We start from the raw sequence: 22,252 nt of genomic DNA, 5'->3' as shown, positions 1-22,252 counted from the left end.
AATATACTGTGTCTAGTTAGATTATAAAAATAAAAGAATAAAAAATATAATTTCCCTTTCTTTTTATTAAAAGATATGGCAAAATTATTATTATATAAAGTTTAAATTAAAGACTCAATTAGATGATATATTCAATAGTTTTAAGTAAAGGGAGATTTATTATGGAAAATGATATAGTTAAAAATACAAAAGAAATAAGTGTATGGTTTAAAATTAATCCGGAGGAAGAAGAATATTTAGGTGAAGAGTGGTTAGAAGAACTTAATTATTTCTTTTCAGAAGGAATAGTATCTTCAAAAGAAAAGGAAAATGTGCATGGAACAGGTTATGGAACTGGAGAAGAGTACATTAAATGTAATGATCATAAAAAGTTCTATGAATTCTTAAACTTCATAAATGATAATAGAGAAACGCTTACAGTAATAAAAGTTGTTTCATTAGATAAACAAATAGGAAATATAACTTATATTGAAGATAAAAAATATGCAGAGTACATAGATATGAATTCTGTAGATGGAATTAAAATAGTTTCGCAATACTTTGGTAAAGATAAAAATTCACTAATAGAATTATATAAAGTTAATGAACTTGATGAATTGCAAAATGTAATTAAAGTAAATGAAGAAAACAATTATGAATTTATAGACTTTATAGATTCTTTAAAAGAAAGATAAAAATAGAAAAGAGCTTTTAAACCTATTAAAAGTTATTAACAATATAAATAATTAAAAGAGAGCAATTTAGTATTTTAAAGAATACTAAATTACTCTCTTAATTTTTATGTAAAATGCTAGAATTAGTAGCATAAGGGATATTCAAAAAATAACTAGCCAGATTATATTATTATTTTTAGATGTGGGTTGTCCTAAAATATTAGTCTATCTATTACTGATATTCCTAGAGATTTAGCAAATTTATGACCCATATCTAAATCATTCATTTCACTAGGGTTATGAGCATCAATCCCTATAATTATATCAACATCATATTCATTAGAAAGACTCCAGAAGTCTTTATGAGGATAGGGATGTCTTTCTCCTTTGTTATATAGAATTGTTGATCTTCTTAGTCCATTTATATTTATTTCTAAAGGGATATTAAGGTCTTGTGCTTTTTGCAAAATTCTTCTTGAAGCTTTTTCTGAATGCTCATCCCAATTCAAATATTGCATTCCAAAAAGATCTGGGTGAGCTAAGTAATTAAAATTACCAGAATCCATTGAGGTAATAACATAATTAACATAATCCTCTAATAATTCAGGGGTTAAATCTACTTTGCCTATGTATGTCATTTCACCTTTATAAGGAAAAAAATGAGCTCCAAGTATCAAGTAATCTACTTTATACTTTTCTCTAAGTTCATCATAAAGCCATTGATATTCTTCGAAATATTCACATTCTATAGATTTTTTTATAGATATTTTATCCCCATATATTTTAATTGCTTCATCTATATCATTAAAATAATTATTTAGATCATCATAGGACATTCTACTTTTTGAAGCAAAGTCTTTACCAGGATGAGGTAAGTGATCAGATATACCTATTTCATCAAGGCCGGCATTAAGTGCTTCTAAAACATACTCCAAAACAGTACCTTTTGCATGATTACATCTATAGTTATGGGTGTGATAATTAGTTTTCATTAGTATTCCTCCATTTAAGGCATTTGTAAAAAATAACAAGGCAAGGTGCAAAATAAACTAGCAGATTGAAGTGTTATTTTTAAAATATGCCTAAGCTAAGTATTTTCCTATGTTATATATTTAATTTCATTAATAATAAAATTAATAAATACTTAGTATATTATAACATGAGTATCTATAAATAGACTATTTTTGCAATATGTATAATACAACTAATAAAATCATGAACAATTAGTTTTTCAAGGAACCTTAATTAAAAAGCAATTTGATCAGAATGAACTATAAAAAATAAGCAGTCTAAATAATAATTTAGACTACTTATTTAGTTTAAGTTATTTCAAATATTATTTTGTATGGCTAAGATAGTTTCTGGATTGTTTGAAAATATAACTTCACAATCAACACCATATTCTTCAATTAAAGATTTATAATAATCTATATAATCAACACCTGTAAAAGTATGCTTTTCATATCCGAAATAATCACGAAATTGTTTTTCAGTTAAAACATCTGTTCAAGGATTAACACCTTTTTCATCAAGCATAGCTATATCTACTAACTGATTACCAACTTCATCAGATGGATAGCTAAGCATTAAAACTATTTTCTTAGAAATGCCCTTTGCTATTATTTCCACGGTTTATAATTGGGCAACGAAGACTCTTAACACAGTTCCAACTAATCTTTACAATATAATATATCCTTAATACTTTTAAAATTTATTGTCTATACTTGTAATATATACTAAATTAATTATATAAGTAAAATTAATAAATTGAATAATAGGTATAAGGAGAAGTTATATGATAACAAAACTAGACTTATATAAAGTATTTTGCACGGTAGGTAAATACAAGAGTTGTTCTAAAGCAGCAAAAGAGATTTATATGACACAACCTTCAGTTAGCCAATCAATTATGAAACTGAATTAGGATTACAGGATTTATTATTAGAATTTGCGAAAATAAATTTAGGGATAGCCTGCGTTGTTAAAAAATAATAATTTCAATTTTAATAATGAATATATATAATCTAGGGATGTAGTAGGTATAAAGGCGGTAAGGTATATGAAAAGTAGCAAATATGATTTAAGAAACAGAGGGTATATAGAAGATATGGATATAGATAAATCTTGCTTAGTGGGAAATCCAGACTTGTTTGAAATAATAGAATCTAAAAAGGCTTATGAAAGGACCTTGGCTATAAGGCTTTTATCTAAGGATAATAATATTAATCAATTAGAATTTCATAAGTTAATATTAGATATATTAGTTAGAGAAAAGAGTCTATATACAAAGATAGAGATATGTAATGTATTAGATAGGGGAGGCGATGAGACTTTAATTGAAATGTTTAAGTATGTAGGTAGAATAGGCAAAAACCAGCATAAGGAATTACCAAAGACAGTTTCAAAGAAAAATAGTTACCCATTGCCAAGAGATATTATAGCAAGAACTATTGGCAAAATGAATATTTCAGTATTATCTACATTATTAAAAGAACTTAATAAATGTGATGTAATAGAAGCTAGAGAATTAGTTGATGCCATAGGCTTTTTATGCTTTTATAATAAAGAAGCAGATAATGAAATAGCCATTAAGGAACTTATAAACTGTTATGAAAAGTATAAAGAAGATAATATTATTCGTTGGAAAATAGTAATGTCGTTTTCAGCTTTTAATAATAAAACTGTAATTTCAAAACTAAAAGAAATAATTAAAATTGAAAGCATAGATATTGTTAAAAAAGAAGCAGAGAGATCATTGAACTTGATAAAATAACCACTCTAAATGGAATAATATTGTTGAAATTAAGTTTAGAATTAATAAGGTTTATAAAAGTTAATATATGTAGGAATTTAATTGTAAAAATAGAATAATAACTATAGTAATAATAATAGTAATTGCGATAAGAGTTAATGCAACATATAAATAGAGGTAATATAGCTATTGGTAACTAATCGTAGTTATTAGCGATAAATGTTGTTAAATATAATAGTAAAATATCACCATGGATAATCAAAGGACAAGTTCACAGTAATAATTAGTAGGATAAGTATTATTAATTATATTGAACTAAAAAAAGCTGATAGGGATTTACATAAATTTTAATGTGAGATATTAAAGTTTAAATATTTTATATTAGTTATTTTATATTAGTTATTTTATATTAGTTATTTTATATTAGTTATTTTATATAACAACATTTATAGCTAATAAATAAGAAACTGAAAAATAGTAAGAGTATAAATATATTAACAATATAGAGTAAATATATTTAGTATTCTCAAAATTTACGTTGCAATATAAGTTTATATAATATGCTTAATTGATAGTAAATATCAATTAAGAGAAAGATTAAATGATTTGAAATCAATAAATCTAGTAAATGAATTTTCAAGAGTCAAATCAATAATAAACTTCATAAAGTTATTATAATATTTCTTGAAATTCAAAATATACCAAGTTAAATAAGAATTTAAGTATTTAGTTGCTATTCCTTTAAATCTATTAAGCCAAGGTGCTATGAATTTACTAAAAGACCTAACAAGTTCCTTATCCTTTGGATGAGGAGTTGTTAGGTTTTTATTATGAATTATTTCTATTGCTCTCAAGTGAGTATCTGCAGAAGATAGTAGATAAGCATCTTTAGGGATTTTTTTATAAATAGAATTTTTGATTATAGGTACGCTAATAGGGCCCACTGAAACTAGTTCTGATAAAATAGTATTATTTATATCAACAGCCGATATAAGCCAAATATATTTTCTTTCATCAGTAACTATATTTCTAGATCCTTTAAAATTTTCTTTGAAACGAAATTTATTTATTTCTATAAATTCTTTAAGAGGCTGAGGCTTAAAGAATGATTTCATTGCAACTAGAATTTTATGGCGCCAGTAAAATGCAGTTGTGTTATGTATATCTAAAGTGGTGGAGCATTCAATCAGTGTTTTGTTTTCAAACATTAGTTTAAAATAATCTTTCCATAAGTCGAAACTTTTCTTAGAATAACTCCATGGGGATTTAGTAGTTGCACAAAAGGTTTTATTACAGATTTTATTGCTACATTTAAAGCGTTGAAGAGTTTTATAATAGCCATGTTTAATAAAACTAGTGCAGTTGCAGTGCGGACAGGTTTTAATATTATTTTGGCGTTTATAAAGTAAGTCTAGAATATTTAGACTATCAAGATTTAATGATATATTAGGTACAGTATTGTAAATATTCATTTTAATCACCTCTATTGAAGTATTGTCATAAATGGAAAATTTTAAACTTTTAATAGAATTTGTATTGTTAATTAGGATTTAATATACGTAGAAATGACAATAATATGTAGTGATTGAGAGTGTAAGGGATACATTTGTTTTATATGTTGACTAATAACAGAGAATAGATTATTATGAATTCATAATCATTATATATTTATAACAATAATGAGAAGTACTAATTAATAAAGAATAAAATTAGATAATCATTTAAGATAGACTAGAGTATTAACTAGCTATTTTTTGTTGCTAAGGTGGAATTAGAAAGGAGAAATTTATGCTTTTAAATTTAGATAAGATTACTAAAACATATTCTATACAAAAGAAAGAAACTTTTAATGCACTTAAAGAAGTGTCGCTTAATTTTGAAAAAGGTGAATTTGTTTCTATTTTAGGACCTTCAGGATGTGGTAAATCTACATTGTTAAATATTATTGCGGGGCTTGATCAGCCTACAACCGGTGATTTAATTGTTGAAGGTAAATCAACAATTAAATATAAAAAGAAAGATTGGGACTTATATCGTAAAAATAATATTGGGTTTGTGTTTCAATCTTTTAATTTAATTGAACATTTAACAGCACTAGAAAATATAGAAATGGTTATGAACTTAATTGGATTACCTAAAGCTATTCGTATTGAACGTGCAAAAATGCTTCTTGTAAAAGTTGGGCTTGAAAAACATATGAATCATAAACCGGGAGAATTATCTGGAGGACAAAAACAAAGAGTTGCAATTGCAAGAGCACTTGCAAATGATCCAGATATTATTTTAGCTGACGAGCCAACAGGAGCATTAGATAAAAAAACAGGAATACAAATAATGAATTTATTAAAGGAAGTTGCAAATGATAAACTAATTATTATGGTAACTCACAATAGAAAATTAGCTCATGAATATTCAACAAGAGTTGTGTCTATTTTAGATGGGGAGATTCAAAATGATGAGGTGATTATTAAAGCAGATACAAACCATTTGAAATCAAAACTTAAAAAGAAAAATGGAAGTATGTCTTTTGGAGATTCATTAAAACTATCATTTAGAAACATTAAGCAAAAAATTGGACGTATAGCTATAACAACTATTGCAGGTTCTATAGGAATTGGAGGGATACTACTAGTTGTTGGGCTTGGGAATGGAGCTAATGATTATATTGATCGTCAAACCAATTCTTTTGTAAGTGCAAATGTGATACAAGTTGGAATGAAGTTTAAAGATGAAGAAAGACAACTTAAGGAATATCCCAAAGATATTAAAGAATTTGATAAAATTAAAGAAAATCCAAATGTAGTTGAGGTAAGAGAGGCTTTAAATATTAATAACATAACAACTTATGAAGTTAATAATGAAATTATAGAAGAGGTTTCATTTAATGCCTTAGCTGGTGAAAATAATTTAGCTAATATAACTCATGTGCTAGATGGTAGGTTGCCAAAAGAGAATGAGAATGAGTTACTAGTAAATAAAAATATGGCAAAAAAGATTATCAAAGAGTATGGAATGGATCCAGAAAAAGATGATTATAAAAAAGCTATAGATAAAGAGATAAATGTAATAATCCAAGAAACTAGTAAGAGTCCATTAACAGGAGAAGAAGTACTTGGAAATAAATATACTAAAGATTTTAGGATTGTTGGAGTTGCAAATGAAATTGCTCTAGATTCAGGATCTGTATATTATACATATGATTCAGTATATAGTTGGCTTAACGAAGAGGGATACTTTGCTTTAAAAGATAATGTGCAAGTAACCGCTGAAGTTGTAGTTAATGAAGTGAAAAATAATCACGAAGTATTAAATTGGATAAATAGTCAAGAGAATGGTGGTAGTGGGGATAAGTTAAATAGTGTAGATAAAGGATTTTATGCAACATCACAAGTCATTATGGTGAAGGATGCATTAAAAACACTAATTAATTTAGCTCAAGCAGTTATGATTGTATTTGTATCTGTAGCATTAGTAGTTTCATCTATTTTAATAGGAATTGTTGTATTCTCAAGTGTTCTTGAACGTAAAAAAGAAATTGGAATTTTAAAGGCAGTAGGTGCAAGAAATAAAGATATTGCACGTATATTTAAAACTGAATCTGCGTTAATAGGATTATTTGCAGGGGTAACAGGAATAGCAGTAGCATTCTTATTACAACCAATAGCAAATAAAGTAATAACTGATGTTCTTAAAGTTGATGCTGATAAGTTGATTAATATTCCAATATCCGGAATTCCATTTACAGATATTAAAGTTCCATTTGCAACAATTATAGGATTAATAGTTATAAGTGTATTTGTAGCAATTATGGCGGGTCATTTTCCATCAAAAAGAGCAACTAAAATTCAAGTTGTAGATGCTTTAAGAGATGAGTAGAGAGGAGGGAATAGGAATGTTACAAATTAAAAATTTAAAGAAAAGTTATAAAATTGGAGAACATGAAATTAAAGCATTAGATGATGTGACTTTTGAATTAGCAAGTGGTAACTTAGTAGCGATTGTTGGTCCTTCAGGATGTGGGAAAACAACTTTAATGAATATTTTAGGGGCATTAGATGGTGATTTTGAAGGTGATGTCATTATTAATGGTAAATCATTAAAGGAAGCTGGGACAAAGGATTTAGATTCCTATCGTAAAAATACAATAGGATTTATATTTCAACAGTTTAACTTACTTAATTCACAAACATCTAAGCAAAATGTTGAATTAGCCTTAGATTTATCAGGAATTTCTAAAAAAGATAGATCAGAAAAAGTAAAATATTTATTAGAGCGAGTAGGTCTTTTGGATCAAATAAAAAAACGAGTAAATTTATTATCCGGGGGACAACGCCAACGTGTGGCAATTGCAAGAGCACTTGCAAATGATCCTGATATTATTTTAGCAGATGAACCAACAGGAGCATTAGATGCAAAAACTGGTGAAAAAGTTATGGATTTACTTAAAGAGATATCAAAGGAAAGATTGATTTTAATGGTAACTCATTCGCCAGAAATCGCAGAGGCCTATGCGGATTTAATTATAAATATGGAAGATGGAAAGATAATTTCCATAGATGAAAATTTAGCTAAGGGTACGGAAACGGAAATTATTCCAATTAAAAAAGAAGAAACAAAATCTAAAATGTCTGTATTAACTGCATTAAAACTATCACTCAGAAATGCTTGGATTAAAAAGGGACGTACACTGGCAACAGCTATTGGAACATCAATTGGAATAGCGGGAATAGCTCTTGCAATTGCAATTACATCTGGAACAACTAATTCGGTTAATACACAGGTTAGAGGGATTTTTCCTACGAACTCGGTGATGGTTGGATATAAAGAAAATATAGATAAAAATCCAAATGATATTAAAAAATTAGGATATGAAGATATAGAAGAAATTAATTCATTAGATAATGAATTTTATGCTTATCAATTTCCACTTAAAGGTGAGGACATACCAATGATGTCATTTTACTCTTTAGAAGAAGATTTATTAAAGGCGGAAGACTTCTTTAATAAATTATCAGAAGAGGATACAATAAAAAGATTAATTGATATGATGTCACCAGGAATAATTGAAGATGTTAAGGATGATATTCAATATGGAACAGTACCAAATGAAGGTGAATTAAATGAATTTGTAATTTCACTTTCAACTGCAAAAAATATAATAAAAGATGACGAAAAATTAGAAGATCTAATAGGGAAAAATATATATGTTTCTTTTGTGAAACAAACAAGTCATTCAGATAAGATGAGGGGTCAAGGAAAACCTCCAGAAATAATAGTAAAGCCTCTTAAAATATCTGGGATTGCAAATACAACAACGCTTATGAATACATATTATGTTTCAAGTGATTGGAATATTAAATATTATGAAAAGGAATTTAATTTAGATAAGAAAAAAATGGAAGCTTCTAGCATGATAGTTTATGGTAAAAGTGCAGAATCTATTGAAGCAAGTGTAGAGAGATTAGATGGAAATCAAGATAAATATCAATTTGAAATGGCAGGTAAAACTATAACAAAGCAAATTGAGAGTACAATGAAACAAGTAAGAATGGGTTTAATGGGGTTTGCAGGAGTGTCTATTGTAGTTGCGGTATTAATGATATCAATAGTTATATATATTTCAGTTCTTGAAAGAACTAATGAAATAGGTATACTGCGTGCAATTGGAGCCCGTAGCAAAGATATAATGAATATATTTGTTGCAGAATCATTTATTATAGGAATACTATCTGCAATAATAGGAATAGGAATTTCTATAGGAATTTCTAATGTAATTAATAATTTAGTTTATAAATTCTTAGGAACCTTTGCAAACAATGCTCCATATATGGAAGTAGCTAAATTACCGCTTAAAGATGCAGGGTTAATATTATTATTCTGTGCGACATTAAGTATTATTTCAGGATTATATCCATCATTAAAAGCATCAAAAATGGATCCAATAGATGCATTAAAACGTAGATAATCAAATTATTATTAGATTTGGTTGAAATGTAAATAATGTTTAAAGAACTTTATGTGAAAGGTAATTAAATATTAGCATTTGTAAAAGTAATTGAGTTCCACTAAGTAGATACAGTTTAAATACTGTTAAAGGCTGCTTAGTGGAGCTCTTTTATAATTAATTATCTATTATATTTAATAATTCACCACCATACTCAATTCCTGTACTTTCTCCAACTCCCTTATATATTATAGCGTTAGTTTTAGTATCTTCTAAAATCATTAAAACTTTACCAAATAAGGTTTCATTAACTAAGGGAATCATTTTACCATTAAGGGGACCTTTGCAAAGCATATATGTATCTTTATAACTAAAAGTTTTTAATGTGAGTTTTAGATTCTTATTATAAACAGTTATTTCTACATCGGTGCCACATTGTTTAAGGTTTAGTTTGCTTCTATTAATAGTAGTAAAACTATAAAAATAATCATCTATAGTTACTCCAATTAAAAATCCACGAAAATCTTTTATTGGAAATGGGATTGTAGCTAAAGAACATGTAACACTGGCTCTATTATCACTAAAGCTATTACTTTGAATCCATACCCATGATTTTGGAAAACTATTTCCCCAGTTTTTTTCAATATAAACGGTGCCCCCAGTAAAATCTATTAATTCACCATTTACACATAAGACTCCCTCAATATCACCATCTAAAACACAAACTTGGGCATAACATTTCATAAACCATAAGTAATTATAAAAGCCCATACTGCCAGGATTTATATTAGAATCAGGCCATTTTATAGTGTTGTTAAATTTTAGATTACCTTTTAATGATTTATTATTGCAAGAGATATCTAATTTTAAACGATCTAAGGCAAAAAGACTTTTATCTATGTTAATTTTAAAATTATCATTATTATAACGGAAGCACTTTTCATTATATTTATAATATGTATAATTACGATTTTCACTATTTAATACTTGGATAAAAGAATGGTTATGTTTCGCTTTAATGCTTTTGGAAATACCTGGAATAAAAGCAAATTGATTTTCATTATTCTTATCTACAATTTTGAAATACCAACCTTCAAAAAAATTCTTTTTTTTATGTTTACCATGATATAAATCAGGGTTAATAAGCTTCTTCATATAAGCTCCTCCTAATGCATCTTCAAAAAAATGCTACTTTAGACTAATATTTTTAAGACTCCTTATATATGTATATTTTCTATAATAAATATAAAATATACACATTTATTATAAATATAAAAACTAATTAGTAGTAATTAAAATAATAAACATTAGGATAAGTGAGATGAAAGAAAATATACAAGAATAGGACTAGCTACTTTTTGAAGGTATATAAATCCATTAAGATTAGAAATATAGAAGATATAATAACAAAATTAGATTCATAGTATATAAAGAGTGAAAATTATAAAGGCAGAACACTAAAATAAATATAAAGAGGGAGGAATCATAATGGATTTAATTGTTTTTGTTCCAATTGGTGCTACACTTGCATTATTATTTGCAGCCTATTTAACATTTACTATTTTTAAGTTAGATGAAGGTGATGATGCTATGAAGCGTATAGCTGAAAGTATCAGAGAAGGTGCTAATGCATATTTAATTCGTCAATATAAAGGTGTTTCAATATTCTTTTTAGGGATGTTTATAATATTTTTTATATTAAGTAGGATGGGGTACGTATCTATATTTGTACCTTTTGCATTTATTACAGGAGGATTTTTTTCGGGGCTTAGTGGGTTTTTAGGAATGAAAGTTTCAACCAATTCCAATGCTAGAACTACTAATGCAGCTAAGAAAAGTTTAAACGGTGCTTTGAAAGTAGCTTTTGCAAGTGGCTCTGTAATGGGCCTTGTTGTTGTTGGCCTTGCACTTCTAGATTTAGGAATATGGTACTATATTCTAGATTGGTATTATAATGCACTACCAGAAATAGAACGTATAGCTCAAATAACATCAAATATGCTAACTTTTGGTATGGGAGCTTCATCTATGGCACTATTTGCTAGAGTTGGAGGGGGAATATTTACAAAGGCTGCAGATGTAGGAGCAGATTTAGTTGGGAAAATTGAAATTGGGATCCCAGAAGATGATCCAAGGAATCCAGCAGTTATTGCAGATAATGTAGGAGATAATGTAGGAGATGTTGCAGGGCTTGGAGCAGATCTTTATGAATCTTATGTAGGATCATTAGTATCATCAAGTGCACTGGCAGTTGCAGCAGGTCTTGGAATTAAAGGTGTTACAATACCATTACTTGTAGCATCACTTGGGGTAATTGCATCTATAATAGCTACATTTTTTGTAAAAGCTAAAGAGGATGCTACTCAAAAAAATCTATTAAGGGCACTTAGAAGAGGGGTATATGTATCATCTATAATTGTCGCAATTGGAGCTTTCTTTATTGTTAGAAATGTACTAGGATCTAATTATATGGGAGTGTATTACAGTATATTATCAGGACTTATAGCAGGTGTTTTAATTGGATTCTTTACAGAATATTATACAAGTGATAACTATAAACCAACAAAGAAGCTTGCAGAATCTACAAAAACAGGAGCAGCAACAACTATAATAAGTGGGCTATCTCTTGGAATGGCATCAACTGCAATGCCAGTAATTATAGTAGGAATTTCTATTTTTGTTAGCTTTACATTATCAGGAGGACAAAATGATTTTAGTTTAGGACTGTATGGAATAGCAATATCAGCAGTTGGTATGTTATCAACACTTGGAATAACTCTTGCAACAGATGCCTATGGACCAGTAGCGGATAATGCAGGCGGCATAGCAGAAATGTCAAACCAAGATCCAATAGTAAGAAAAAGAACTGATGCGTTAGATTCACTAGGAAATACAACAGCAGCAACAGGAAAGGGGTTTGCTATAGGATCAGCAGCATTAACGGCACTAGCATTTATTGCAGCATACAAAGACTCAATTGAAACATTAGTTAAAAATGGAGGAAGAGCTTTTGAATTTAACTTATCAGTACTTAATCCCCAAGTGCTAATAGGATTATTTCTCGGAGGAATGGTTACATTTTTATTTGCATCAAGAACTATGGATGCTGTTGGACGGGCAGCAGGTAAAATAGTTGTAGAAGTAAGAAGACAATTCAAAGAAATAAAAGGGCTCATGGAAGGAACAGAAGAACCAGATTATGCAGCTTGTGTAGATATATGTACAAAATCATCTCAAAAAGAATTAATAGGAATAGCCTTAATAGCAATACTAACACCAATTATAGTTGGGTTGCTACTTGGACCAAATGGAGTGGCAGGATTACTTGTAGGAGCTACAGTAACCGGGTTTGTGTTAGCTATTATGATGGCTAATTCAGGAGGTGCTTGGGATAATGCTAAAAAATACATTGAATCTGGAGTGCTAGGCGGAAAAGGATCAGAGGCACATAAAGCAGCAGTAGTTGGAGATACAGTTGGAGATCCATTTAAGGACACAACAGGACCATCACTAAATATACTAATAAAACTAATGTCAATGGTATCAATAGTATTTGCAACGCTTATATTAACATTTGGAATACTATAAAAAATGAATTAAAACCTCTCATGGTAGTAAATCCACTATGAGAGGTTTTTGTAATATGAAAGTAATCACATATTAAATTTTAATACATAAAATAGAAGTATAAGAAAAAAATCCTTAATATAAAATAGTATTTTTGGGAAGATGAATAAAATTTAAAAAACAAATTAGAATTTATATTTAGAACTTATATATAGGAAGCAGGCTACTTAATAATTTTAAGGAGGTAACATAGAGTTGAGAATTGAAAGGAGGTATAAAAGAAGATTTAGAAGAGGGTTTAGAAGAAATTTAATGCCAAGTTATAGACATTATAGAAAACCACCAATTAGAATTAATAATTTAACAAGTTTAATAGGATCAATTATAGTATTAATAGGAATTCTTATAGTATTTAAAAATACAATGATATATTCGGGGCTTGGATTTTCAAGGGGAATAACACTAGGAACACCTTGTGGAGTAGCTTTTATTTTATTAATGATAGGAATTATAATTATACTATGTAATAAAAATTCATTTGCTGGATGGGCATTAGTTTCAATCGGGATTATATGGTTCTTTATAGGTATATTAATGAACTTTAGAATGGTATTTATGCCTATTAATCTACTTAAAGCTATTATGTTATTTGGATTTATTGCAGTAGGAATAGCTATAATAATTAGAGGGGTATTTTGCAAGAGAAGGTAGACTAAAAAGCTGTTGAATGATATCAATCCATTTAAATAATGCAATGTAATTTATAAATTACATTGCATTATAAAATATCCAAGCTAATGTAATAATTAAAATCTATCTCTGATTTTTCATTGTTGCATTCCATAACTGTCCGAAATATTCATTATGATATAATAGTTCATTAAAGTCACCCATACCAACAATTTCACCATCTTTAAATACATAGATTTTATCAACATTTTTTATTGTATTCAGACGATGAGCAATAGTGATAATTGTTTTGTTTTTTAAGAATTGCATAATATTTTTCATTACCAATTCTTCAGTAATATTATCCATGGCTGAAGTAGCTTCATCCAATATAACAATTTTTGCAGCCCCAAAGAACACTCTGGATAATGCCAATCTTTGACGTTCTCCACCTGAAAGAATAACACCTCTTTCACCAACTTCTGTATCAAGTCCTTTTGGTAAAGAAGAATAAAATGATGTTAGGCTAACACGTTCTAATACTTCAATAATTATATGGTCGGAAATATCTTTGTCGAAAACAATATTCTCTCGTAATGTTCCATCAAAAATAGGAGATTCCTGCGAAGTATAAGAAACGTGATTGTAAAAATGAGTTAAGTTAAGCTCTGATAAATCATTTCTATCAATATAAATATTTCCTGCATCTGGCTTAACCAAACCTATGATTTGCTTAACAATTGTTGATTTTCCTGAACCGCTTTCTCCCACAAATGCAACTGAACTCCCAGCAGGAATATCAAAGGATAAATCCTTAAAGATGTTCTTCTCATCATAGGAAAAGCACACGTTCTTAAAATATATATTACCCTCTATGGAATTTACTATCTTTCCAGAATTCAATTTAAGATCATCTGGCATATCCAATAAATCCGTATATCGCCTAAAGGCACTCTTATCTAATTTACATTGTACAAACAATACATTAAATATAGCAATTGGCGAATATGCCTTATCAATCAAGGTAAGTAACGCAACTACTGAACCTACGGACAATGCATTGTTTTTCCAACTAATGAATATAATAATTACTTTTATAAGTGTAATAAACAATCCGAAAATTGCAAAAAATGCTTCGTGAATCATCTTCATTTTAGTCTTTGATTTTACAATTTCTTCAGATGCATTTGATGTTTTGCTTATCTCATGCTCAAATTTTTTATTAGTTCTAAATACAATCAATTCCATAAAGCCACGAACTACATATTTATTAAAGATTTCTTCATTATTTAAAATATGTGCTTTAATTTTATATAAGTATTTCAGCAAAATATTGGTTACAGCAAAGACAAGTACATAACCAATTGCAATAAAAATCATAATATGCTTGTCAATATTGGCAATAAAAATCAAACTGAAAACTATACTTGGAATTAATTCACTAAATAATCTAAAGTAAAAATCAAATAATATGCTTTTACCTGCATTAGCTCCGTTTTCTATTTTTTGAACCAAATTACCGGTGCCTAATGATTGATAGTGTCGATAATCTATGGTACTCATTTTTTTCAATGCCTTTAATTTAAAATCCAAGTATATACTTTGGGACAATTTGCAACTTGGATATTCATTGAAATAGTTAAAGCCACAGATGAGTACTAAAATAAATGCATAAATACATATTGTCGTGAAAGAAAGGGTCTTATCTCCAAAATCATCTAATACCTTTTGAAAATAGCGGGCACTAAAAGCATTAAGCAAAGCCAATACTATTCCCAATAATATATAACCAATAACCAGTAATTTCTTCTTGTTTAAAATATCTAAATAGTGTTTCATAACTGTACTCCTTTTAATTTTTAATATGAAATCAAAAATTAGTACAGTTGATACTGTTAGCAAATAAATTTAACCTCAGCACAATCTGCTTACAGATTATTTCAACTGTACCGAGTAGTTAATTCGTTCAATTCTCATTAAGAGGACACTTCCTTTCAATATTTTGTAAATAAGTAATAATGTACTTCTTAATCTCACTTTCACAAGATAATTAAAATAATTTTATTTTGTATAAATACTACAATTATGTAGTGATTTAACATGCTAATTATAACATAAATCTTAAAAATTAGAAATTGTAACATGATTTATAAAATTTATGTACAATATAATTATTTATAGCTAGCATAATCTTATATTAAAACAAAATCTTCAAGTGATTAAGAAAACATAGGTGATTTGTATCTGTGTTCTATTACTTGAATAGTAAATTAGTAACCTGAAAAATAATTATAAATTGCAAATAGTAATAAAGTATAGCTATTAAATGCATTTAGTATATAATTAAGATAACGTTTAAAAAGGTGGCGATTAAAATGAAAAATATTAATATTGGTAATGGTGCAATAAAGGCTTCAGAAATATCTTTAGGGTGTATGAGAATGGCAGATATTTCTAAAGGAAAGGCATCGAAATTAATTAATACTGCTTTAGATGAAGGCATTAATTTCTTTGATCATGCCGATATTTATGGAGCAGGGAAATCTGAAGAGATTTTTGCTGAGGCAATAGATATGAATCCTACTATAAGAGAAAAAATGATTATTCAAAGCAAATGTGGAATAAGACCAGGCTTTTTTGATTTTTCAAAGGAGCATATTATAAATTCAGTAGATGCTAGTTTAAAAAGATTAAAAACTGATTATCTTGATACTTTTTTATTACATAGACCAGATACACTTATGGAGCCAGAAGAAGTTTCAGAAGCTTTTGCAGAGCTCTATGCTAGTGGTAAAGTTAGACACTTTGGAGTAAGCAATCAAAATCCAATGCAAATTGAACTTTTAAATAAGTATTTAAATAATAAAATTATTATTAATCAATTACAATTAAGTATAATGAATACTGGTATGATTGATTCAGGCTTAAATGTTAATATGAAAATAAATTCATCTATTGATAGAGATGGAAGTATATTAGAATATTGTCGTCTAAAGGATATTACAATTCAAGCATGGTCACCTTTCCAATATGGAATGTTTGAAGGTGTATTTTTAGATAATGATAAGTTCCCAGAAGTAAATGCAAAAATTAATGAAATTGCAGCGCTTAAAGGTGTATCTAACACAGTAATAGCAACAGCTTGGATATTAAGACATCCAGCAAAAATTCAAACAATAGTTGGAACAACTAATGCTGCTCGTCTTAAAGATATTTGCAAAGCTTCAGATGTGAATCTAACAAGACAAGAATGGTATGAAATATATAGAGCAGCTGGAAATAAATTACCTTAGAATTAAGAATTTATAAAATATCAATATTACAAGTATCAGTATGAATAAGGGGCTGAAAGAAAATAGACCAGAATCTGATTAGTTATTTTTTTGAAACTCACTAACATAAATAAAAGGTATTGGAAGTTAATTTATACTTCCAATACCTCTTTTAAATTAATAAGTTAATAATGAATATAAGCTTTTATCTTTAGGAAGAACAGGATCTAATGGTTTAGTAGAGAATACATGAAGTTCATGTAAAGCTCTTGTACAAACTGTATAGAATAAGTTCTTATCTAAATCAAATAAATAATTTTCTCCATCAGCTACAATAACACCATCAAATTCTAATCCTTTTGCTAAATAAGAAGATATAACATTAATTCCAAGTTTGAATTCAGAAGCGTCACTATCTATAATATTAACAGAAGGATCCTTCTGTTTTAGCTTGTTATATATAAATTCACAATTAGCTTTGTTTTTACAAATTACAGCTATTGATGTATAATTTTTAGCTTTCATTTCATTAATAATATTTGTGATATTTAACTCTAAATTATCAGTTGTAATATGAATAGTTGGGTTGTCACCTTTTCTATCAACTGCTTCAATAGGTTCATGAGTATCTAAAATATCTTTTGTGAAATTAGTTATATTATATGTAGAGCGATAACACTTAGTTAAAGCTACTGTTTTAATATTTGGGAATACACCTAATATATCCTCTTTATTGTTAACGTTAGAATGCTTATCAATTCTTTGGTTAAGGTCTCCCATAATTGTAATTGATGCATTTGAAAATGATTTTTTAATTATTTCATAGAAAAGAGGACTATAATCTTGTGCTTCATCAATAAGTATATGTCTTACATTACTGTAATTTCTAAAGCCTTCCATTGATGCTCTTATATAAATTATTGGAGTAATATCTTCATATTTTACTTTTCCACAATTTAAATATTCTAATGTAATATCTTTTATAGATATTAAATCTTTATTTGTGAACTTTTTAATATTATCCCAAAGTATTTTATAAATTTCTACATGATTTAATGTCTTAATCATTGCATCTACTTGAATATCAACCTGCTCTTTGCAATAATCGTAAAAATTCCTTTTATCTTCTACATAGTCAAAGTGAGAATTATCATCTGATGATAAATATTTAGTTTCGACTTGAGAAAATAAACTTTGTTTAACAACTTCAATTCTACTTAAGAAAGGAATATTATTAAACCTCTCTAAGAAAGCTTTAGAGACATTTTGCTTGCTTACTATTTGTTTATCATCTATAAATATAGGCTTAAAGTCAGTTATAAGTTCAGGTATACTTGGAGCGAATTTATTTAATACTGCCATAAATTCATTAGTATTTTTATATTCCATAGATTTAGCCTCTAAATTAAATAAATCTATATCTTCACATTTTGAATAAATATAATCTAAATGCTCATTTTTACTTTCATATATATAGTTTGAAGGTAAAAATGTTTTTGAATATAACTCAAATGTAGTTTGAAGAATATTAGTTTCGCCAAGTTCAGGTAATACATCAGAAATATATTCAGAAAACACTTGGTTTGGACTAAAGATTAAAATATTATCAGCTTTAAGATCTTTTCTATGTTTATATAAAAGATAAGCAGATCTATGCAATGCAATAGATGTTTTACCAGAACCTGCAGCCCCTTGAATAAATAATATTCTACTATCATCATTTCTAATAATATCATTTTGTTCTTTTTGGATAGTAGCTACTATATTTTTCATTTTATCAGTAGCATTTCCTCCAAGCATTGAGGTTAATGAGTCATCACATAATGATTCATCAGAGCTATGCATAAATACTATTTCACCATTTTTTATATTAAATTGTCTGCTAAATTCAATTTCACCATTTATTCGTCTACCAGGAGCTTCGTAAAAAGCAGGGCCAACTTCAAAATCATAAAACATAGTTGAAACTGGTGAACGCCAATCAAATACTAAAAAGTTATAGTCTTTTTCATCTTCAACACTTGATAAACCAATATAGAAACTTTCTATATCCTCTCCATTTTGTCTAAAATCTAATCTAGAGAAATAAGGTGACTTAAGTTGTTTTTCAAGAGTTCTCATTCTAGTTATTTTATTAGAATACATTTGTTCTTGAAGGGCTACTTGGCCACAGTTTTCATTAATTTCAATTTCATCTAGTTCGCTTCTATTATCCCAAAGAAATTTTCTATGTTTAATTATTTCCTTGTCTTGCACTTCACTTGAATCAACATATTTATTTAACAATTCTTTAACAGTATCAATAGTTGATTCTAAGTATTTTTCTTCATCTAAAATGTCTTTACCAATAAGCATGTTTATACCTCACTTTTATAATCGTCATTAGATTTTAAAGTTTATAATTTAATATGTCAAGAAAAAAGAGTATACTAGTTAATATTAGTACTTATAATTATAGACGTTGTTAAAATCAAGTGATATAATATCTATTGTAAACGAAATCAGTAAATATAGTATAAAGTTATTATATTTACTATAGAGTAAGGGACCTAAAAGAAAATAGATCAAAATCTGAGTAGTTATTTTTTTGAGCTATCTAAATACAATTGTATTATTATAAGATTTAAGAGGAGAATATAATGAGCAGATCAACTATTACAGCTATTAGTGTAGGTATATTTTCAGGTATTTGGGCATGGATAAGTAATTCTACAGGTTTAATTACTTGGATAGGATTTATAGGGTGTACGAGCTATTTTGCTTCTGGTGGAAGCTTAAGTGGATTAAAAAAATCAATTTATTCTAATATTAGTGGAATAATATGGGCTATGACAATTATAATATGTTCATCTTATTTTAAGGACTCGCAATGGTCTTATTTATTTACTGGATTTTTTTCTTTTGTAATGTGCATACAAGCAAAGTTTAAAACATTAGAATTTATACCAGGCGCTTTTTGTGGGTGCTGTTGTATATTTGCTACATCGGGAAACTGGAGGGCAGTGTTGCCTGCCTTAATATGTGGCGGAATATTGGGATTCGTATCAGATAGAGGCGGCTTCCACTTACATAATTTATTAGATAAAAGATATGTTAGGGAAATGAAAAAAAATACACCAAAATCTTATTAGTTATTTTGTTGAAAATGTCTTAATAATTAAACTAATGCTAAGCATCTTTTATAGGTGCTTATTTTAGTTGAAAAGAATATATTAAAAGTCTAAGGGCATTGAGATAAATAGATTTTATTAGTAAAATTATATTAGGTGAAAGCTTGAAAAAGAATTTTTAGGGAATACTAATACTAAGAATATGATAGTAAAGGAAGTATTATATATGAATAAAAGAAACATCCTATTATTAGCAACTTTAGTATTAGTTTTATGTTTTGGTGGATTTATGATTATGGATGTAGTAGCATGGGAATCAAGTACAAAAAAAGAAGATGCACAAATATTATTAGATAGTATGTCATTAGAAGAAAAATTAGAACAAATGATTATTATTGATATTCCATATATTTATGAAGATAACAATCAAGTTAATTTTACAAAGGTTACTGAAAGTGTTAAAGAATTCTTTAAGACAAGAAAACCAGGTGGAATTATTCTATTTGAAAATAATATGATAAATAAAGAGCAAACAACTGCTATGATAAGTGAAATTCAAAATATGAAGGATAAAGTTCCGTTCTTTATTACAGTAGATGAAGAGGGTGGAAGGGTTTCAAAAATACCAATAAAATTAAATATACAAGCAGCAACTGAAATAGGAAATACAGGGAATCCTAAAAAAGCATTTGAAGGTGCACAAACTATTGGAAAATCATTAAAACAGCTTGGATTTAATGTAGATTATGCTCCAGTTATGGATGTTAATACTAATCCTAATAATCCAATTATAGGGGATAGAGCTTTTAGCTCGGATCCAAAGATAGTTAGTCAATTTGGAGTAGAATTTATTAATGGTTTAAGAAAGGAAGGGATTTTATCTACAGCTAAACATTTTCCAGGTCACGGAGATACATCAGCGGATTCTCATAAAGGGTTTGTGGAAGTGTCTCATGATATAAATAGAATAAGAAATGTAGAATTACTTCCTTTTAGAGAAGCAATAAAAAATAATGTGGATTTTGTTATGGTAGGACATATATCAGTGCCAGCTTTAGATAGTAGTAGAACGCCAGCATCTTTATCGAAACCAATAGTAACAGATTTATTAAAAAATGAAATGGGATTTAAAGGGGTAGTTATAACAGATGCATTAGACATGGGGGCTATAACTCAAAATTATGATAAATACGAATCAGTAAGATTAGCTATAAATAGTGGAAATGATATTGCACTTATTCCTGATATTACAATAATTCCAGGAAAAGATATTTCACAATATGATGAATTAATTAAATATCTAAAAGATGAAGTTAATAAAGGAAACATAAAACAAGAAAGAATAGATGATGCAGTAATGAGAATATTAAAGGCTAAAGAAAAGGTTAAAGGTAATATTTAAGAAGGGAGAAGTGAATATGAAAAAATTACTAAATAAGCAATTGCTTAAAATAGAAAAAAAAGAACAAAAAATATTAAATAAGAAGCCAAATAAGCTAATAAAAGAAAATTTAACTCCATTTAAGAATAAAATTGAAGCAAAAATACCTGATAAACTAAAAAAAACTATGGATATTGCATTTTATAAAGGATTTCAAGTTGTATTTGAAAAAGGTACGAAATATATTGAGAAAACTTATAACAAAGAAGAAATTAACATACAACATGATGTTAATAACTATTATATAGATAGAAATACTAGTAAAAAAAGTATAAGAACTATGGATATAAAACCAAATAAAAGTAGGATAGTGAACAAATCAATAGCAACAATTGAGGGGGCAGGACTTGGGTTATTAGGACTTGGTATGCCGGATATACCCTTGCTTATTTCTGTGATTTTAAAAACCATATATGAGATTTCTTTAAGTTATGGTTTTAATTATGAAAGTAATAATGAAAAAATATATATTTTAAATCTTATTTCAGCAGCAGTTACAACTGAAGAAGTACAGGGTAGATATAATACAAAAGTAGATGAATTATCTGGAAATATAGATTTTAATGGTATTGTTAATGAAAATTTAGATGATGAAATGAAAGAAACTTCCCACAATTTATTTGAAGTAATGGTAACATCGAAGTTTATTCAGGGAATTCCTATTATTGGGGTTGTAGGAAGTATAACAAATTACAACGTAGTTAATAAGATAGGGAAATATGCATCACTTAAATATAAAAAACGTTACTTAAATACAAAAAAATAAAAGGTAGAGATAAGAATTGGAATAAATTTACCGTTGCTTATTTGGATGAATAGGCATATAATATAGTAGAAATAAAAC

At 27.8% G+C, this 22,252-nt stretch carries 15 protein-coding genes and 3 pseudogenes; 11 read left to right on the top strand and 7 right to left on the bottom strand.

Annotated elements, in window-relative coordinates:
* The first annotated feature begins 161 nt into the window (after positions 1–161).
* On the top strand, positions 162–674 hold the full coding sequence (locus J1C67_RS16995) for a hypothetical protein (protein ID WP_167865558.1): 513 nt from the start codon (positions 162–164) through the stop codon (positions 672–674).
* Between the two features lie 191 nt (positions 675–865).
* On the opposite strand, the gene J1C67_RS16990 is transcribed toward J1C67_RS16995, so the two are convergent.
* Both J1C67_RS16990 and J1C67_RS16985 read right to left on the bottom strand, forming a co-directional pair.
* Positions 866–1,645: a histidinol-phosphatase gene (locus J1C67_RS16990; protein WP_089967714.1), complete on the bottom strand. Its 780-nt coding sequence runs from the start codon at positions 1,643–1,645 to the stop codon at positions 866–868.
* A gap of 340 nt (positions 1,646–1,985) precedes the next feature.
* A pseudogene (locus J1C67_RS16985) lies at positions 1,986–2,273 on the bottom strand (coenzyme F420-0:L-glutamate ligase); the annotation flags it as partial.
* Positions 2,274–2,448: 175 nt separating this feature from the next.
* Between J1C67_RS16985 and J1C67_RS16980 the strand changes: the two are divergent.
* Both J1C67_RS16980 and J1C67_RS16975 read left to right on the top strand, forming a co-directional pair.
* A pseudogene (locus J1C67_RS16980) lies at positions 2,449–2,571 on the top strand (helix-turn-helix domain-containing protein); the annotation flags it as partial.
* Between the two features lie 141 nt (positions 2,572–2,712).
* A complete protein-coding gene (locus J1C67_RS16975; RefSeq protein ID WP_167865559.1) occupies positions 2,713–3,426 on the top strand; it encodes a HEAT repeat domain-containing protein in 714 nt (237 codons plus the stop codon).
* Positions 3,427–3,986: 560 nt separating this feature from the next.
* Here the strand turns inward: J1C67_RS16975 and J1C67_RS16970 are convergent.
* A complete protein-coding gene (locus tag J1C67_RS16970) occupies positions 3,987–4,520 on the bottom strand; it encodes a hypothetical protein (RefSeq protein ID WP_207253532.1) in 534 nt (177 codons plus the stop codon).
* Between the two features lie 171 nt (positions 4,521–4,691).
* A pseudogene (locus tag J1C67_RS19940) lies at positions 4,692–4,877 on the bottom strand (IS1/IS1595 family N-terminal zinc-binding domain-containing protein); the annotation flags it as partial.
* 316 nt (positions 4,878–5,193) lie between these two features.
* On the opposite strand from J1C67_RS19940, the gene J1C67_RS16965 reads away from it, so the two are divergent.
* Positions 5,194–7,281: an ABC transporter ATP-binding protein/permease gene (locus J1C67_RS16965; protein WP_167865561.1), complete on the top strand. Its 2,088-nt coding sequence runs from the start codon at positions 5,194–5,196 to the stop codon at positions 7,279–7,281.
* Positions 7,282–7,297: 16 nt separating this feature from the next.
* Complete coding sequence (locus tag J1C67_RS16960; protein ID WP_167865562.1) at positions 7,298–9,370, top strand: ABC transporter ATP-binding protein/permease; 2,073 nt, start codon at positions 7,298–7,300, stop codon at positions 9,368–9,370.
* Positions 9,371–9,526: 156 nt separating this feature from the next.
* On the opposite strand, the gene J1C67_RS16955 is transcribed toward J1C67_RS16960, so the two are convergent.
* A complete protein-coding gene (locus J1C67_RS16955; protein WP_167865563.1) occupies positions 9,527–10,504 on the bottom strand; it encodes a tocopherol cyclase family protein in 978 nt (325 codons plus the stop codon).
* Positions 10,505–10,837: 333 nt separating this feature from the next.
* Here J1C67_RS16955 and J1C67_RS16950 point away from each other — a divergent pair, with 333 nt between their 5' ends.
* Both J1C67_RS16950 and J1C67_RS16945 read left to right on the top strand, forming a co-directional pair.
* Entirely contained in the window at positions 10,838–12,937 is a 2,100-nt protein-coding gene (locus tag J1C67_RS16950) for a sodium-translocating pyrophosphatase (RefSeq protein ID WP_167865564.1), read from the top strand.
* Positions 12,938–13,171: 234 nt separating this feature from the next.
* Positions 13,172–13,627, top strand: a complete 456-nt coding sequence (locus J1C67_RS16945) for a hypothetical protein (protein ID WP_167865565.1) — start codon at positions 13,172–13,174, stop codon at positions 13,625–13,627.
* Between the two features lie 102 nt (positions 13,628–13,729).
* On the opposite strand, the gene J1C67_RS16940 is transcribed toward J1C67_RS16945, so the two are convergent.
* Positions 13,730–15,424 (bottom strand): ABC transporter ATP-binding protein, encoded by a 1,695-nt coding sequence (locus J1C67_RS16940; RefSeq protein WP_167865566.1) that lies wholly within the window; start codon positions 15,422–15,424, stop codon positions 13,730–13,732.
* Between the two features lie 536 nt (positions 15,425–15,960).
* On the opposite strand from J1C67_RS16940, the gene J1C67_RS16935 reads away from it, so the two are divergent.
* Positions 15,961–16,878, top strand: coding sequence for an aldo/keto reductase (locus tag J1C67_RS16935; RefSeq protein ID WP_167865567.1), 918 nt, complete (start codon positions 15,961–15,963; stop codon positions 16,876–16,878).
* A 156-nt stretch (positions 16,879–17,034) separates the two neighbouring features.
* Here the strand turns inward: J1C67_RS16935 and J1C67_RS16930 are convergent, their stop codons facing one another.
* Complete coding sequence (locus J1C67_RS16930) at positions 17,035–19,212, bottom strand: HelD family protein (RefSeq protein ID WP_167865568.1); 2,178 nt, start codon at positions 19,210–19,212, stop codon at positions 17,035–17,037.
* 284 nt (positions 19,213–19,496) lie between these two features.
* Here J1C67_RS16930 and J1C67_RS16925 point away from each other — a divergent pair, with 284 nt between their 5' ends.
* From J1C67_RS16925 to J1C67_RS16915, 3 genes are all read left to right on the top strand, one after another.
* On the top strand, positions 19,497–19,988 hold the full coding sequence (locus J1C67_RS16925) for a DUF1097 domain-containing protein (protein ID WP_167865569.1): 492 nt from the start codon (positions 19,497–19,499) through the stop codon (positions 19,986–19,988).
* Between the two features lie 205 nt (positions 19,989–20,193).
* Positions 20,194–21,369 (top strand): glycoside hydrolase family 3 protein, encoded by a 1,176-nt coding sequence (locus J1C67_RS16920; RefSeq protein WP_167865570.1) that lies wholly within the window; start codon positions 20,194–20,196, stop codon positions 21,367–21,369.
* Between the two features lie 16 nt (positions 21,370–21,385).
* A complete protein-coding gene (locus tag J1C67_RS16915) occupies positions 21,386–22,174 on the top strand; it encodes an EcsC family protein (RefSeq protein ID WP_167865571.1) in 789 nt (262 codons plus the stop codon).
* Positions 22,175–22,252 lie beyond the last annotated feature (78 nt).

The sequence above is a fragment of the Clostridium gasigenes genome, from assembly GCF_017348895.1.
Taxonomy (GTDB): domain Bacteria; phylum Bacillota; class Clostridia; order Clostridiales; family Clostridiaceae; genus Clostridium; species Clostridium gasigenes.
Note: the sequence above shows the minus strand (reverse complement) of the source record. Positions and strands in the feature narration are given on the sequence as shown.